14 protein-coding genes are annotated in these 14,228 nt (G+C 61.0%); 12 read left to right on the forward strand and 2 right to left on the reverse strand.

The window, feature by feature from the left end; all coding sequences use genetic code 11:
- From INF58_RS02040 to INF58_RS02065, 6 genes are all read left to right on the forward strand, one after another.
- Entirely contained in the window at positions 1–780 is a 780-nt protein-coding gene (locus INF58_RS02040; protein ID WP_063450748.1) for a molecular chaperone, read from the forward strand.
- The gene (locus INF58_RS02045) at positions 698–2,992 is read left to right on the forward strand and encodes a fimbria/pilus outer membrane usher protein (RefSeq protein WP_227414978.1); all 2,295 of its coding nucleotides are present in this window, start codon (positions 698–700) and stop codon (positions 2,990–2,992) included. The genes INF58_RS02040 and INF58_RS02045 overlap by 83 nt, the downstream gene beginning before the upstream one ends.
- Positions 2,983–3,939 carry a spore coat U domain-containing protein gene (locus INF58_RS02050; RefSeq protein ID WP_193526888.1) on the forward strand — a complete coding sequence of 319 codons (957 nt, stop codon included), beginning with the start codon at positions 2,983–2,985 and terminating at the stop codon, positions 3,937–3,939. The genes INF58_RS02045 and INF58_RS02050 overlap by 10 nt, the downstream gene beginning before the upstream one ends.
- A gap of 129 nt (positions 3,940–4,068) precedes the next feature.
- Positions 4,069–4,809: a transcriptional regulator gene (locus INF58_RS02055; RefSeq protein WP_063867382.1), complete on the forward strand. Its 741-nt coding sequence runs from the start codon at positions 4,069–4,071 to the stop codon at positions 4,807–4,809.
- A gap of 1 nt (position 4,810) precedes the next feature.
- On the forward strand, positions 4,811–5,284 hold the full coding sequence (locus tag INF58_RS02060; protein WP_063867381.1) for a hypothetical protein: 474 nt from the start codon (positions 4,811–4,813) through the stop codon (positions 5,282–5,284).
- A 29-nt stretch (positions 5,285–5,313) separates the two neighbouring features.
- Positions 5,314–5,820, forward strand: a complete 507-nt coding sequence (locus INF58_RS02065) for a GNAT family N-acetyltransferase (RefSeq protein WP_193526889.1) — start codon at positions 5,314–5,316, stop codon at positions 5,818–5,820.
- 250 nt (positions 5,821–6,070) lie between these two features.
- On the opposite strand, the gene tsr is transcribed toward INF58_RS02065, so the two are convergent.
- Both tsr and hpaR read right to left on the reverse strand, forming a co-directional pair.
- The gene (tsr, locus tag INF58_RS02070) at positions 6,071–7,735 is read right to left on the reverse strand and encodes a methyl-accepting chemotaxis protein (RefSeq protein WP_063450753.1); all 1,665 of its coding nucleotides are present in this window, start codon (positions 7,733–7,735) and stop codon (positions 6,071–6,073) included.
- Positions 7,736–7,818: 83 nt separating this feature from the next.
- Positions 7,819–8,259, reverse strand: coding sequence for a homoprotocatechuate degradation operon regulator HpaR (gene hpaR / locus INF58_RS02075; protein ID WP_063867379.1), 441 nt, complete (start codon positions 8,257–8,259; stop codon positions 7,819–7,821).
- A gap of 268 nt (positions 8,260–8,527) precedes the next feature.
- Between hpaR and hpaG the strand changes: the two genes are divergently transcribed.
- The 6 genes from hpaG to hpaI all read left to right on the forward strand — a co-directional run bounded on the left by hpaG (position 8,528) and on the right by hpaI (position 14,227).
- Positions 8,528–9,805 (forward strand): 4-hydroxyphenylacetate degradation bifunctional isomerase/decarboxylase, encoded by a 1,278-nt coding sequence (hpaG, locus tag INF58_RS02080; protein WP_193526890.1) that lies wholly within the window; start codon positions 8,528–8,530, stop codon positions 9,803–9,805.
- Complete coding sequence (gene hpaE / locus INF58_RS02085; RefSeq protein WP_193526891.1) at positions 9,802–11,268, forward strand: 5-carboxymethyl-2-hydroxymuconate semialdehyde dehydrogenase; 1,467 nt, start codon at positions 9,802–9,804, stop codon at positions 11,266–11,268. Before hpaG ends, hpaE begins: the two co-directional genes overlap by 4 nt.
- A 2-nt stretch (positions 11,269–11,270) precedes the next feature.
- Positions 11,271–12,122 carry a 3,4-dihydroxyphenylacetate 2,3-dioxygenase gene (hpaD, locus tag INF58_RS02090; protein WP_107534635.1) on the forward strand — a complete coding sequence of 284 codons (852 nt, stop codon included), beginning with the start codon at positions 11,271–11,273 and terminating at the stop codon, positions 12,120–12,122.
- 9 nt (positions 12,123–12,131) lie between these two features.
- On the forward strand, positions 12,132–12,512 hold the full coding sequence (locus INF58_RS02095) for a 5-carboxymethyl-2-hydroxymuconate Delta-isomerase (protein WP_102750119.1): 381 nt from the start codon (positions 12,132–12,134) through the stop codon (positions 12,510–12,512).
- Between the two features lie 106 nt (positions 12,513–12,618).
- Positions 12,619–13,422, forward strand: a complete 804-nt coding sequence (gene hpaH / locus INF58_RS02100; RefSeq protein WP_045259529.1) for a 2-oxo-hept-4-ene-1,7-dioate hydratase — start codon at positions 12,619–12,621, stop codon at positions 13,420–13,422.
- Between the two features lie 10 nt (positions 13,423–13,432).
- The gene (gene hpaI / locus INF58_RS02105) at positions 13,433–14,227 is read left to right on the forward strand and encodes a 4-hydroxy-2-oxoheptanedioate aldolase (RefSeq protein ID WP_041911315.1); all 795 of its coding nucleotides are present in this window, start codon (positions 13,433–13,435) and stop codon (positions 14,225–14,227) included.
- Position 14,228: the final 1 nt, after the last annotated feature.

A 14,228-nucleotide genomic window follows, 5' to 3' on the forward strand; every position in this document is an offset into this window, starting at 1 on the left:
GTGCGTCGCTTTCTTCCCTGCTTCATTATCTGGCTCATGATGCTGGCGCTGCTGTCACGCTACGCGCTGGCCGCCACGCTTCAGGTCGCGCCCGTGACGCTCGACATGCAGAGCGGTCAACGCGCAACGGCCGTTTACCTCACGAACAGCGGGAAAACGGCCATCCACGCTCAGATACGGGTGTACGAATGGTCCCAGAAAAACGGCAAGGATGTGCTGGAAGCGACCGAGGAAGTCGTCAGCAGCCCGGCGATGACCTCGCTGGCGCCGGGCCAGCAGCAGCTGGTGCGTATTATCGTGATGCAGCCGGGTGCTCATGAACAGGAGCAAAGCTACCGGCTGATCATCGATGAGCTGCCAGACGCCGCGTCCCGTGCGGCCAACCCCAGCGCGGTCCACTTCCTGCTGCGCTATTCGATTCCGGTCTTCATCGCCGGAAGCCAGACAACGCCCGTCAGCCAGGCTGTCCTGAGCTGCGAACAGGCCGACATTCCGGCCACGCTGCGCTGCTATAACGCCGGAAACCGCCATATTCGCCTCAGCCACCTTCAGGTGCTGACGGCCGACGGGCAGGTTGCTGCCGCAGTCAAAGGACTGGCGGGCTATGTGCTGCCGGGACAGACCGCGCTTGTGCCGCTTAAGCAAACTCCCCGCCACGCGCTCAGCGCGTTACGCGCCTACATCAATGACGATCGCCATGCCAGCCAGATCCCACTGCGCCCGCTCGCTGCTCGCGCTCCTGCTTTGGCTACCGCTCATGCTGCCAGCAGCCCGGGCTGAACCTCCGGTTGACGCCGTTCAGTGGCTGGCCATTACCGTAAACCACGCCCCGCGCGGCGAGCTGTGGGCCTGCCGCGTAGAGGGCGATGCGTTGTGGATTGGCCGCAGCGACATCGCAAAGCTGGGGCTTCGCGCCCCGGAAGGCCGCAGCGAGTGGGTTGAACTGACGTCCCTGCCGGGCCTGAAGGTCAGCCTCGACGTGCTTTCGCAGCAGGTGTCCATCAGCGCCGAGGCGAAGGCGCTTGAGGGGCAGCAGCACGTGACGTTCGGGAGGCCTCCCTCGCAGTACCGCTATCCTGAAGCGCAGCCCGTCAGCGCCTTTACGCTCGGGTACGCGCTCTATGCCAGCGAGTCCGAGGGAAAACGCCAGCTTAACGCGCAAACCACGCTGTCCGCCTCCGGGCCGCTGCCCGGCCTGTTCAGCAGCAGCTTTTCCAGCCATGCCGGGGAGGAAAACAGCGCGGGTCGCCCCACCCATACGCGCCTTGAAACCCGCTGGCAGCGGGATAACACAGACTCGCTGACCAGCCTGGCCCTGGGGGACAGCATCACCACCGGCACCCGCTGGAGCCGCCAGGTCCGCTTCGGCGGGCTGCACTGGGCGCCCAACTTTGAGCTCAATCCGCAGCTCAACACCGAACCGCGCAGCCGCTACAGCGACACGGCCGTGTTGCCTTCAACGGTCGATCTTTACATCGACGGCCTTAAGCAGAGCAGCCAGCAGGTAACGCCGGGAGATTTTCTGCTCGATACCCTGCCCGCCTTTACCGGCAGCGGGCAGGCGCAGGTGGTGATTACCGACATCAACGGCCAGCGGCGCACCGTTCAGCTCGATTTGTACGGCGCGCCGGGAATGCTGGCGGAGGGGCTCAGCAGCGGCTCGCTGGACATCGGCTGGATGCGGCAAAACTATTCGCTGCGCTCCGATGATTATGCCGCCTCGCCGATGCTCGACGCCGGCTGGCGCTATGGCATGAACAACCAGCTAACGCTGGCGCTGCATACGGAACAGCAGCGAAAGCTGCGCAACGTGGGAACAGGCGCGGACTGGCTAATATCCCCCAGTGCGGGCATTCTCAGCCCGCACGTTGCCCTGAGCGACAGCGCCTACGGTAAGGGGATGCAGTGGGGCATCGGCTGGCAGTGGAACGGTAACGGAACAGGATTTTCCGCCAGCACCGTTCGTACCGATGCCGCCTTCGCCGATAACGCCCGCATGAGCGGGGCCGAGCCCGTCCGGCGCAGCGACAGCGTATGGGTCAGCCACGCATTTCCCCACTTCGGCACGCTGGGTGCGGGCTGGGTGCAGCAAAATATACAGGGCAACCGGCAGCGCTATCTCAATGCCTCCTGGTCCGTTTCGCTCCCGGCCCATCTCTCTACCACGCTGAGCTATACCCGCTCGTTTACGGACGGGTCGAGCAACATCCAGCTTATGCTCTCCGTCCCGCTGGGCCGCCAGAATACCCTCTCGGTTCAGGCCAGCCGGGAAAGGCCGCGCGTGGACTATCGTCACCAGCCAGACAATCAGGCGGGCGGCTGGTCCTGGCAGCTGGGGCAGGGCTTTGGCCAAAACCGGGAAAGGTATGCAGACGTGGGCTACCTTGGCCGCGCCGGAGAGTGGCACGTCGGGCTGGAGCAGAGCACTAACGCGGTTAACCAGTACGCCTCGGCCGAAGGCAGCCTGACGCTGCTGGACAACAGCCTGCACGCTTTACGCTACAGCCAGCAGGGCCTGGCGCTGGTCTCCACGCGCGGTATCGGGCACGTGCCGGTGATGCTGGAAAACCGCCGGGCGGGCGAGACCGATGAGAAGGGATACCTTCTGCTGACCGACCTGCCGCGCTACCACAACAGCAAAGTCACCATCGATCCGCTGGATCTGCCGCCCGACGTCATCGCCCCCGTCACCGACATGTATGCCAGACCGGGCAACAGCAGCGCGGTAAAAGTCGATTTTAACGTCCATCGCGCCGTAACGGTTCAGGCCCGGCTGGTCGACAGGCGCCGCCAGCCGCTGCCGCTGGGCAGCGTCGTTTCAACGCCACACGGCGCCACTATCGTGGGTCGCGACGGGTTTATCTGGCTTGAAGATCCGCCCCTGCCGGGCGTGCTGGTGGTGAAAACCGGTGAAGGCGAGTGCCGGGTCACGCTTCCGGCCCCGCGCACCGCGTCAACCGTAATCAATATTGGAGAACAGCTGTGTCAATAAAAACGCCGTTAACATTGTTGCTTGTGCTGTCCATGAAGGCGATGGCGGCAGCGTGCTGGATTACCTCCCCCGCGGTGATTAACTTCGGCAACGTCGTGCCGGGTAACGCCGCCTCGACCAACACCGAGGTAAAGTTTAGCTGTCAGGCCGACAACTTCGGCACGGCAGAGTACATCAACGTCTGTCTGAGCAGCATCGACGCCCCGCCCTTTCAGATGCTCTCGACAGGCGACCAGGAGGGAAAGCAGTACACCCTGCTGTTTCGCCTGCTTAACGGCCTCGCGCGATCGCAGGAGCTGGGCCCCGCCAGCCGCGGGGATCTCATCCAGCAGACCATCACGGCGGGAAGCAACGCCAGCGTCAGCGGCAGCTTTCCGCTTATCGCCACCCTGCCGGCGGGGCAAAGCCAGCTCCCCGCGACCCACTATTACAACTACAACATGAACCTGCGCATCGCCTGGCACAGCGCCACCCGCCAGGATGCCCTGCAAAGCTGTGCAGACGGCTCCGCGGAGGGGGAACAGGTGCAGGGCGGGAGCAATGCGCAGGCCGAAATCAGCGAGGGATGCTACATAGAGCGTGTCACCCCGCTGAACTTCGGTACCCTGACCAGCACCACCGCGCTGCGCCCCACGCGCTCGACGGCGACCCTCACCACGCGCTGCCCGGCCGGAACCGCATTCACGCTTGCCATGGGGAAAGGCAATCATGCCAGCGGCGACTGGCGGCAGCTTTGCAACGATGAGGGGCAGTGCCTGCGCTATGGGCTCTGGCAGGATGCGGGGGCGACGCAGCGCTGGGGCGATCAAAGCAGCGGCGATACGCTGAACGTCACCAACCCCGCCGGCGGCACGCAGGACTTCACCGTTTACGGGGAGGTTCCGGCCCAGCCCCTGAGCGGGACGGGGGAGTTCATTGACGACGTGATAGTCACGCTGACTTATTAAACTCACCAAAAAACCGTCTGGATCAATGTTATCGGTAACAGTGGCGCTAAAATAACCAACAACGCTGTTTGCTCAGGCGTAATGCCTGTTTTTTTTAATTGAATATCTCTGTTTGTATTACAACAACTTATGAAATACCTGCTTGCTGACGCCCTCGTTTACAACGATGAGGACGGTACCATTGCTCCTGTTAATGCGCCGGACGAGGATGCGCAGATCCTCACCTGTACGGCCAATACCATCCTGAAGCTGCTGGTGAAGCATCACGGGAACGTCGTCGAACGGGAAACGTTCCTCCATGAGGTCTGGGATCGGCGCGGGCTTCAGGGATCCAACAACTCGTTAAACCAGTACATCAGCATCTTGCGCAAAATGCTGGCCAGCCTGCTTCCCGACGTGCTGTTTATCGTCACGGTGCCGAAAACGGGCTTTATGCTCTGCGCGGACGTCACGGTCACAGCGCTGGAGGAAGAGGCGCCGGCGGGCGAAACGACGAAACCGACATGGCGCGTTCGTCCGGAACTGCTGTTCTGCGGCGCGCTCACGCTGGCGATTGTTGCGCTGTGCGTCTGGATAACGGCCATTAAGCCAGATGCCCCGCAGAGTGAAATTCACCTGCTTACCCATATCGACACGTGTCCGGTTTACACCTTTACGCCGCTGGCGGATGTGTTCCACGACAGGGCGATTGCCCTGGCGCAAAAGCTTCAGCAGGACGGTCATCTCCCGTGCCTGAAAAATTCGATCTTTTACATGCACATTCAGAGAACGCTTTTCTACGGTCACGAAGGGCGGCTGGTGCTATCCCAGTGCTCGCTCACGCACGATAAAGCCAGCGCCTGTCGTACGCTTTACTATTACGAGTGGTGATATGAAACACAAAAAAGTGTGGCTAATACTGGTCCTCAACCTGCTGCTTCTGGGCGCCGCGCTGGCGTGGTATTACTACACGCCCCCGCTGTCGGTGGCCTGCGATGGCAACCTGACCTTCTCCGACAGGCGCGACAACCATGAATTCACGTTCGACGGGGAGATCATAATGCGTTTTCACCCGGATAAAACGGGCTACATCACGCTAAACGGCAACGTCGAGAATGCCCCGAACAGCTGGGAGGTTTCTCGTCAGGAGATGTTTAAATGGCGGCACGTGGAGGGAGAGCTGTATGAAATTATTATTCAAAAAGTGGAGCGCTTCAGCCATGACGCCATGCCGCCGGGGGTGTTTGAAAAGTACGTCGCGGGCCTGACGCTGGGGAAAAAAAGGCTCCTGACGATAGAGCGCACGCCGCAGAGCGCGCTGGTGATCAGCAATTTTTACTCGCCGGTGCTGGTTTGCTCGGAGTAATAGCGGTCGCTCAGGCTATACTTCCCGCCATGAACATTGAAATCCGCCCCACAACCTGCGATGACGCAACCGCCCTGCCCGCGATCGAACGCGCGGCAGGGCAGCGGTTTCGCGACGTTCCTGAGCTGGCCTGGCTTGCCGACGGCGACGTAATTTCGGTTGAGGATCACCTCGGCTATGCCGCGCGGGGATTAAGCTGGCTGGCGCTGGCTGACGGGTGCCCGGTGGGCTTTATTCTCGCCGAAGCCCATCCATCATCGCTGTTTATCGTGGAACTCTCGGTTGATCTGGACTGGCAGGGACAGGGGATTGGACGCCGGTTGATTAACCGTGTTGCAGAGCGTGCCCGCGCGCTGAGGCTCGCCTCGCTGACGTTAACGACGTTTCGTGATGTCCCGTGGAACGCGCCGTTCTATGCGCGGCTGGGGTTTGACATGATGGCAACGCTGACGCCGGAGCTGCATCAGAAACGTGAAGAAGAGGCGGCGCACGGTTTAGCGTATGGTTCCCGCTGCGCCATGCGCCTGCCTCTGTAAAATCGCCCGGTGGCGCTGCGCTTACCGGGCCTACAAAAAACGCGTTCCGTAGCCGCGATCCCACACCGTAGGCCGGGTCAGGCGCAGCCGCCACCCGGCAAAACGCACCATCCGTAGGCCGGGTCAGGCGCAGCCACCACCCGGCAAAACGCACCATCCGTAGGCCGGGTCAGGCGTAGCCGCCACCCGGCAACACGCACATCCCGTAGGCCGGGTCAGGCGCAGCCGCCACCCGGCAAAACGCACGCGATCAGAACGTTTCCCAGTTATCGCCCGCATCTGCGGTCGCCGGTTTACGCGCTATCACCGGTGCGGCAACGCTTTTCGCGGAGGCGAACTCGCGCGCCTTCATCTGCTCCTGCTGGATACGGAACACCGCAACGGCCTGCGTCAGACGGCTCGCCTGCTCTTCCAGTGCCGCCGCCGCCGCTGCTGACTCTTCCACCAGCGAGGCGTTCTGCTGGGTCACGCGGTCCATCTCTGCCACCGCCAGGCCGACCTGGTCGATACCGCGGCTCTGCTCGTCAGACGCAGAGGCAATCTCGCCCATGATGTCCGTCACGCGTGTAACCGCATTCACGATTTCACCCATGGTTTCACCGGCGCTTTCCACCAGCGTTGAACCCACTTCCACCCGGCCAACGGAGTCCTCAATCAGGCTCTTGATCTCGCGCGCCGCCTGGGCGCTACGCTGCGCCAGGTTTCGCACTTCACCCGCAACTACCGCAAAACCACGGCCCTGCTCGCCCGCACGCGCCGCTTCTACCGCCGCGTTCAGCGCCAGAATGTTGGTCTGGAAGGCAATGCCGTCGATTACGCTGATAATGTCGGCAATCTTCTGCGAACTGCCGGCGATGTCGCGCATGGTCTGCACCACGTTATCCACCACTTTACCGCCTTTCTGCGCCGTCTCAGAGGCGCTCAGCGCCAGGTTGCTCGCCTGACGGGCGTTCTCGGCGTTCTGCTTCACGGTGGCAGTCAGCTGTTCCATGCTGGCCGCCGTCTCTTCCAGAGAGGCAGCCTGCTGCTCGGTACGGGATGAGAGATCGTTATTGCCCATTGAGATCTCGCTCGCGCCGCTGTAAATGGCGTTTGCGCCGTTACGCACGTCACCCACGGTACGCACCAGTTCACCCTGCATATGGCGCAGGGAGTCGGCCAGCTCGCCCATCTCGTTGGAGCCTTCCACGTCGATGCGCTTCACCAGGTCGCCGCTGGCGATATGACGAATGCTGTCGATCAGACGGTTCAGCGGCGATATCAGCGCCTGCTTAATGCCCAGCCAGACGGCGACAATCACCACCAGCACGGCAACCAGCACGCTAATCAGCACCCAGATAGCCTGGCGGTAAGAGCTGTTGCTGTCTTCAACCGCGGTCTGGTACAGCGCGTCGTTCTGTTGCAGGTAGGCGACGTACTGCTTCTCAAAGCCGTCCTGATAGCTCTGGGTCGGCTGGTCGAAGAACGCATTGATCTTGCCTGCCCCCAGTAGCTGGATGAGCTCGGCCAGCGCGCCGTGGTAGATATCGTAATTACGTTTAATTTCCAGCGCCGCAGCGTCGCTCTGACGCGGGTCGCGCGGCAGCGCTTCGTAATCCGCCCAGTTTTTTTCCGCCTGCTTCAGGGACGCAGACGCAATTTGCATCAGCTCGGCGACGGTAGAGCCGCTGCCGATATTGTTCTGATCCATCATGTAGCGGATACCCGCGCGGTTCAGGGTATTACGGGTTTGCAGCAGCGCCACCCAGCTACCGTTCAGGGTGGATTGTTGCTGGCGAATGGTTTGCAGGACGGTGAAATTCTCTTTGTCATGCTTCAGGGCATTGAAGAAAAGACCACCGGACGTGAGTTGTAAAAGGCCAAATATCGCTAAAACCAGCAGTAAGCTGGTGACAATCTTGATTCGGTTTAACATGTTTTCTCTTTCCTCAGACAGATACAGAATATTCGGCCTGGCATGAGAAAACTTTACGAAAATCATCCTGGAATTTAGGGTTTTTACGCTTCGTCCCGCGCGGCGATATGTCGGTTTCCGAGTTCAATAAACTCTTCCAGCAGCGCCGTGAGCTGCTTCATCTTCTCTGGCGTATATTCCGCCTCAATCTGCTGGTACGCCTCTTCCACCTGCGCCTGAGCACGCTGGTACAGCGCGTTACCTTCTTTCGTCAGCGACACGTACAGCTTGCGCTGGTCGTTCACCGGCTTTAAGCGCAGCACCAGACCGTCGCGCTCCATGCGCGTCAGAATGCCGGTCAGGCTCGGGCGCAAAATGCAGGTGCGAAACGCCAGATCGTGAAAATCCATGGAGGGATGCTCGGCCAGCACGCGGACGATACGCCACTGCTGCTCGGTCAGATTATGCTGCTTCACTATCGGGCGGAAGTAGCCCATCGCCGCTTCACGCGCCTGCAACAGCGCGATGGTTAATGAATCATGCATAGCCTTCCCCTTACATCATTAACAAGTAAACAATTCAAAACAGATGCTTTTATCAACAGCACGTTTTTACCTAAAAAGTCTAACAGAAACAACGCGCTTTTTTTAATGCATTGATTCAATGATACATTTACCTGTTTATGTAAATTTATTGTTACTTATATCACAAATTATTCACTTCTGATTGCGAAACGTTCAGCAAAAGCATAAAACCAGATCATTAACATATTAATGAAATCCAAACCGGATATCCGGTCTGAGGAGTATGGGAATGAAAGGTACTGTTTTTGCCGTGGCGCTAAACCACCAGAGCCAGCGTGCTGCCTGGGCAGAGGCGTTTGAAAAAGCCCCCTATAACGCGCCGCCAAAAACGGCGGTGTGGTTTATCAAGCCACACAACACCGTTATCCGCGCAGGCGAACCGATTCCTTTTCCGCAGGGGGAAACGGTGTTAAGCGGTGCGACGGTGGCGCTGGTGGTGGGAAAAACCGCCAGCAAAGTACGCGCTGAAGAGGCGGCGGCGTACATCGCCGGGTATGCGCTGGCCAACGAAATCAGCCTGCCGGAGGAGAGCTTTTATCGCCCGGCCATTAAGGCCAAATGTCGGGATGGATTTTGCCCGCTCGGCGAGCCTGTCGCCGTTGATAGCGTGGACAACCTGACCATCATCACCGAAATTAATGGCCGCGAAGCGGACCACTGGAATACCACCGATCTGCACCGCAACGCCGCCGAACTGCTGAGCGCCCTGAGCGAATTTGCCACCCTGAATCCCGGCGATGCGATATTGCTCGGCACGCCGCAAAGCCGCGTCGAGATCCGTCCGGGCGATCGGGTACGCATTCTGGCAGAAGGATTTCCTCCGCTGGAAAACCCGGTGGTGGATGAGCGCGACGTCGCCCTTACCCGTACCGCGCCGCCGCACGCCACGCTGTTTGCCCTCGGCCTTAACTACGCCGATCACGCCAGCGAGCTGGACTTCAAGCCGCCCACCGAACCGCTGGTGTTTATCAAAGCGCCGAACACCTTTAACGGCGACAACCAGACCTCGGTGCGTCCAAACAATATCGAATACATGCACTACGAGGCGGAGTTGGTGGTGGTCATCGGCAAGACGGCGCGCAGGGTCAGCGAAGCCGAGGCGATGGAGTATGTCGCGGGCTATACGGTCTGCAACGACTACGCCATCCGCGACTACCTGGAAAATTACTACCGCCCGAACCTGCGGGTAAAAAGCCGCGACGGGCTGACCCCCATCAGCCCGCACGTCGTGCCGAAATCAGCGATTCCCGATCCGCACAACCTCCGTCTTCGCACCTACGTCAACGGCGAACTGCGTCAGGAAGGCACCACCGCCGATCTCATTTTCAGCATCCCCTACCTGATTGCGTATCTGAGCGATTTTATGACCCTGCAACCCGGCGACATGATTGCCACCGGCACGCCGAAGGGGCTGTCCGACGTGGTGCCGGGCGATGAAGTGGTGGTGGAGGTGGAAGGCGTGGGCCGCCTGGTAAACCGAATTATCAGTGAGGAGACAGCAAAATGAAAAAGATTAACCACTGGATCAACGGTAAAAACGTCGCCGGAAGTGAGTACTTCCACACCACTAACCCGGCCTCCGGCGAGGTATTAGCGGAAGTCGCCTCCGGCGGTGAAGCGGAAATTCATCAGGCCGTTGCCGCCGCTAAAGAGGCGTTCCCGAAATGGGCCAACCTGCCGATGAAGGAGCGCGCGCGCCTGATGCGTCGCCTGGGCGAACTGATTGACCAGAACGTGCCGGACATTGCCGCAATGGAAACCGCCGACACCGGCCTGCCGATCCATCAGACCAAAAACGTGCTCATCCCGCGCGCCTCGCACAACTTCGAGTTTTTCGCTGAGGTGTGCCAGCAGATGAACGGCAAAACCTACCCGGTCGACGACAAGATGCTCAACTACACGCTGGTGCAGCCGGTGGGTGTCTGCGCGCTGGTGTCGCCGTGGAACGTGCCGTTTATGACCGCCACCTGGAAGGTCGCGCCGTGCCTGGCGCTGGGCAACACCGCGGTGCTGAAGATGTCCGAACTTTCGCCGCTGACCGCCGACCGACTGGGCGAGCTGGCGCTGGAGGCGGGCATTCCGGCGGGCGTGCTGAACGTAGTGCAGGGCTACGGGGCGACGGCAGGCGACGCGCTGGTGCGTCATCACGACGTGCGCGCCGTCTCCTTCACCGGCGGCACCGCCACCGGGCGCAACATCATGAAAAACGCCGGGCTGAAGAAATACTCCATGGAGCTGGGCGGCAAATCCCCGGTGCTGATTTTTGAAGATGCGGATATCGAGCGCGCCCTGGACGCCGCGCTGTTCACCATCTTCTCCATCAACGGCGAGCGCTGCACCGCCGGCTCGCGCATTTTCATCCAGCAGAGCATCTACCCGGAATTCGTCAAGCGCTTTGCCGAACGCGCCAACCGCCTGCGCGTGGGCGATCCAACCGATCCGAACACCCAGATTGGCGCGCTCATCAGCAAGCCACACTGGGAGAAAGTCTCCGGCTATATCCGCCTCGGCATTGAAGAAGGCGCAACCCTGCTGGCGGGCGGCCCGGACAAACCGACCGACCTGCCCGCGCACCTGAAAGGCGGCAACTTCCTGCGCCCGACGGTGCTGGCGGACGTCGACAACCGCATGCGCGTGGCGCAGGAGGAGATCTTCGGGCCGGTGGCTTGCCTGCTGCCGTTTAAGGATGAAGCGGAAGGCCTGCGCCTGGCGAACGACGTGGAGTACGGCCTGGCGTCGTACATCTGGACCCAGGACGTCAGCAAGGTGCTCCGTCTGGCGCGCAGCATTGAAGCGGGCATGGTGTTCGTGAACACCCAGAACGTGCGCGACCTGCGCCAGCCGTTTGGCGGCGTGAAGGCCTCCGGCACCGGGCGCGAAGGCGGCGAGTACAGCTTTGAGGTGTTCGCGGAGATGAAGAACGTCTGCATCTCCATGGGCGACCATCCGATTCCAAAATGGGGGATCTGACAATGGGCAAGCTAGCGTTAGCGGCAAAAATCACCCACGTGCCGTCGATGTACCTTTCCGAGCTGCCGGGGAAAAACCACGGCTGCCGCCAGTCGGCCATCGACGGGCATAAAGAGATCAGCAAGCGCTGCCGCGAGCTGGGCGTGGACACCATCATCGTGTTCGACACCCACTGGCTGGTAAACAGCGCGTACCACATCAACTGTGCGGATCATTTTTCAGGCGTCTACACCAGCAACGAGCTGCCGCACTTTATCCGCGACATGACGTATGACTACGACGGCAATCCGGCGCTCGGGCAGCTGATCGCCGACGAAGCGGTGAAGCTTGGCGTGCGCGCCAAGGCGCACAACATCCCGAGCCTCAAGCTGGAGTACGGCACCCTGGTACCGATGCGCTATATGAATGCGGATAAGCACTTCAAAGTGATTTCCATCTCGGCGTTCTGCACGGTTCACGATTTCGCCGACAGCCGCAGGCTGGGCGAGGCCATCGTCAGCGCCATCGAAAAGTACGACGGCACCGTGGCGGTGCTCGCCAGCGGCTCGCTGTCGCACAGGTTTATCGACGACCAGCGCGCCGAGGAAGGGATGAACAGCTACACCCGCGAGTTTGACCGCCAGATGGACGAGCGCGTGGTCAAGCTGTGGCGCGAAGGCCAGTTTAAAGAGTTTTGCAGCATGCTGCCGGAGTATGCCGACTATTGCTACGGCGAGGGCAACATGCACGACACGGTGATGCTTTTGGGGATGCTCGGCTGGGACAACTACAACGGCAAGGTGGAGTTTCTCACCGAGCTGTTCGCCAGCTCCGGCACCGGCCAGGTTAACGCCGTTTTCCCGCTGCCCGCGTAAGGAGTCGTTATGCCGCACTTTATTGCTGAATGTACCGACAACATCCGCGCGCAGGCCGACCTGCCGGGGCTGTTCGCCAAAGTGAACGAGGCGCTGGCCGCCACGGGGATCTTCCCGCTCGGCGGCATCCGCAGCCGCGCCCACTGGCTGGACACCTGGCAGATGGCGGACGGTAAGCATGATTACGCCTTTGTGCATATGACGCTGAAGATCGGCGCGGGCCGGAGCCTGGAGAGCCGTGAAGCCGTGGGAGAGATGCTGTTTACGCTGATCAAAACCCATTTCGCGGCGCTGATGGCGGAGCGCTATCTGGCGCTGTCGTTCGCCATGGAAGAACTCGATCCGACGCTCAACTACAAACAAAACAACGTACACGCGTTGTTTAAGTAGACATCTTTTTCGCCCGGTGGCGCTTCGCTTACCGGGCCTACAACGGCTCGAACGTAGGCCGGGTAAGCGAAGCGCCACCCGGCAACTGCCGCACAAAGGATACGCCATGCTCGACAAACACACCCATACCCTGATCGCCCACCGCCTGCATCAGGCGGAACAGTCCCGGGAGCAGATCCGCGCGATCTCGCTGGAGTACCCGGAGATCACGATTGAAGACGCCTACGCAGTCCAGCGCGAATGGGTGAGCCTGAAAATTGCCGAAGGCCGCGTGCTGAAAGGCCACAAGATTGGCCTCACCTCGAAGGCGATGCAGGCCAGCTCGCAAATCAGCGAGCCGGACTACGGCGCGCTGTTGGACGACATGTTCTTTCACGACGGCAGCGACATCCCCGTTGACCGCTTTATCGTCCCGCGCATTGAAGTGGAGCTGGCCTTCGTGCTGGCAAAACCGCTGCGCGGCCCGAACTGCACGATCTTCGACGTTTACAACGCCACGGACTACGTGATCCCCGCGCTGGAGCTGATCGACGCCCGCTGCCACAACGTTGACCCGGAGACCCAGCGCCCGCGCAAGGTGTTCGACACCATCTCCGACAACGCCGCCAACGCCGGGGTGATCCTCGGCGGTCGTCCGATTAAGCCCGACGCGCTGGATCTGCGCTGGATCTCCGCCCTGCTCTACCGCAACGGCGTGATCGAAGAGACCGGCGTCGCCGCTGGCGTGCTTAACCACCCGGCGAACGGCGTGGCGTGGCTGGCGAACAAGCTCGCGCCGTACGACGTGCAGCTTGAGCCCGGACAAATCATCCTCGGCGGCTCGTTTACCCGTCCGGTTGCCGCCAGCAGAGGCGACACCTTCCATGTTGACTACGGCAACATGGGCTCCATCAGCTGTCGCTTTGTGTAAGGAGGCGATCATGCAAAACGCATTCAAAGCGGCGCTGAAGGCGGGCCGTCCGCAAATCGGCTTATGGCTGGGGCTGACCAGCAGCTACAGCGCGGAGCTGCTGGCCGGGGCCGGTTTTGACTGGCTGCTGATCGACGGCGAGCACGCGCCGAACAGCGTGCAAACCGTCTTAACCCAGCTCCAGGCCATCGCCCCCTATCCCAGCCAGCCGGTGGTGCGCCCGTCGTGGAACGATCCGGTGCAGATCAAGCAGCTGCTGGACGTGGGGGCGCAAACCCTGCTGGTGCCGATGGTGCAAAACGCCGACGAGGCGCGGCTGGCGGTAAGCGCCACCCGCTACCCGCCTGCGGGCATTCGCGGCGTCGGCAGCGCCCTGGCACGCGCGTCGCGCTGGAACCGCATCCCGGATTACCTGCATCAGGCTAACGACGCCATGTGCGTGCTGGTGCAAATCGAAACCCGCGAGGCGCTGAAAAACCTGCCGCAGATCCTGGACGTGGAAGGCGTCGACGGCGTGTTTATCGGCCCGGCGGATCTGAGCGCCGATATGGGCTTTGCCGGCAACCCACAGCATCCGGAGGTGCAGGCCGCCATTGAGCAGGCGATCGCCCAGATCCTCAGCGCGGGTAAAGCGCCCGGCATCCTGATGGCGAATGAACAGCTGGCGAAACGCTATCTCGGCCTCGGCGCATTGTTTGTGGCGGTCGGTGTAGATACCACCCTGCTCGCCCGCAGCGCCGAAGCGCTGGCGGCCCGCTTTACCGACGTCACCACAGCAGTTGATAACAATAAATCCGTCTACTAAA

It is taken from the genome of Enterobacter cloacae complex sp. P24RS (assembly GCF_014982165.1).
Classification (GTDB): domain Bacteria; phylum Pseudomonadota; class Gammaproteobacteria; order Enterobacterales; family Enterobacteriaceae; genus Enterobacter; species Enterobacter quasihormaechei.

What these genes read in the sequence shown, in the direction of transcription:
- INF58_RS02095 (WP_102750119.1), top strand. Translation starts at nt 12,132, where the DNA reads ATGCCGCACTTTATTGCTGAATGTACCGACAACATCCGCGCGCAGGCC.
- hpaE (WP_193526891.1), top strand. Translation starts at nt 9,802, where the DNA reads ATGAAAAAGATTAACCACTGGATCAACGGTAAAAACGTCGCCGGAAGT.
- INF58_RS02065 (WP_193526889.1), top strand. Translation starts at nt 5,314, where the DNA reads ATGAACATTGAAATCCGCCCCACAACCTGCGATGACGCAACCGCCCTG.
- INF58_RS02045 (WP_227414978.1), top strand. Translation starts at nt 698, where the DNA reads ATGCCAGCCAGATCCCACTGCGCCCGCTCGCTGCTCGCGCTCCTGCTT.
- hpaG (WP_193526890.1), top strand. Translation starts at nt 8,528, where the DNA reads ATGAAAGGTACTGTTTTTGCCGTGGCGCTAAACCACCAGAGCCAGCGT.
- hpaR (WP_063867379.1), bottom strand. Translation starts at nt 8,259, where the DNA reads ATGCATGATTCATTAACCATCGCGCTGTTGCAGGCGCGTGAAGCGGCG.
- hpaH (WP_045259529.1), top strand. Translation starts at nt 12,619, where the DNA reads ATGCTCGACAAACACACCCATACCCTGATCGCCCACCGCCTGCATCAG.
- hpaI (WP_041911315.1), top strand. Translation starts at nt 13,433, where the DNA reads ATGCAAAACGCATTCAAAGCGGCGCTGAAGGCGGGCCGTCCGCAAATC.
- hpaD (WP_107534635.1), top strand. Translation starts at nt 11,271, where the DNA reads ATGGGCAAGCTAGCGTTAGCGGCAAAAATCACCCACGTGCCGTCGATG.
- tsr (WP_063450753.1), bottom strand. Translation starts at nt 7,735, where the DNA reads ATGTTAAACCGAATCAAGATTGTCACCAGCTTACTGCTGGTTTTAGCG.
- INF58_RS02060 (WP_063867381.1), top strand. Translation starts at nt 4,811, where the DNA reads ATGAAACACAAAAAAGTGTGGCTAATACTGGTCCTCAACCTGCTGCTT.
- INF58_RS02055 (WP_063867382.1), top strand. Translation starts at nt 4,069, where the DNA reads ATGAAATACCTGCTTGCTGACGCCCTCGTTTACAACGATGAGGACGGT.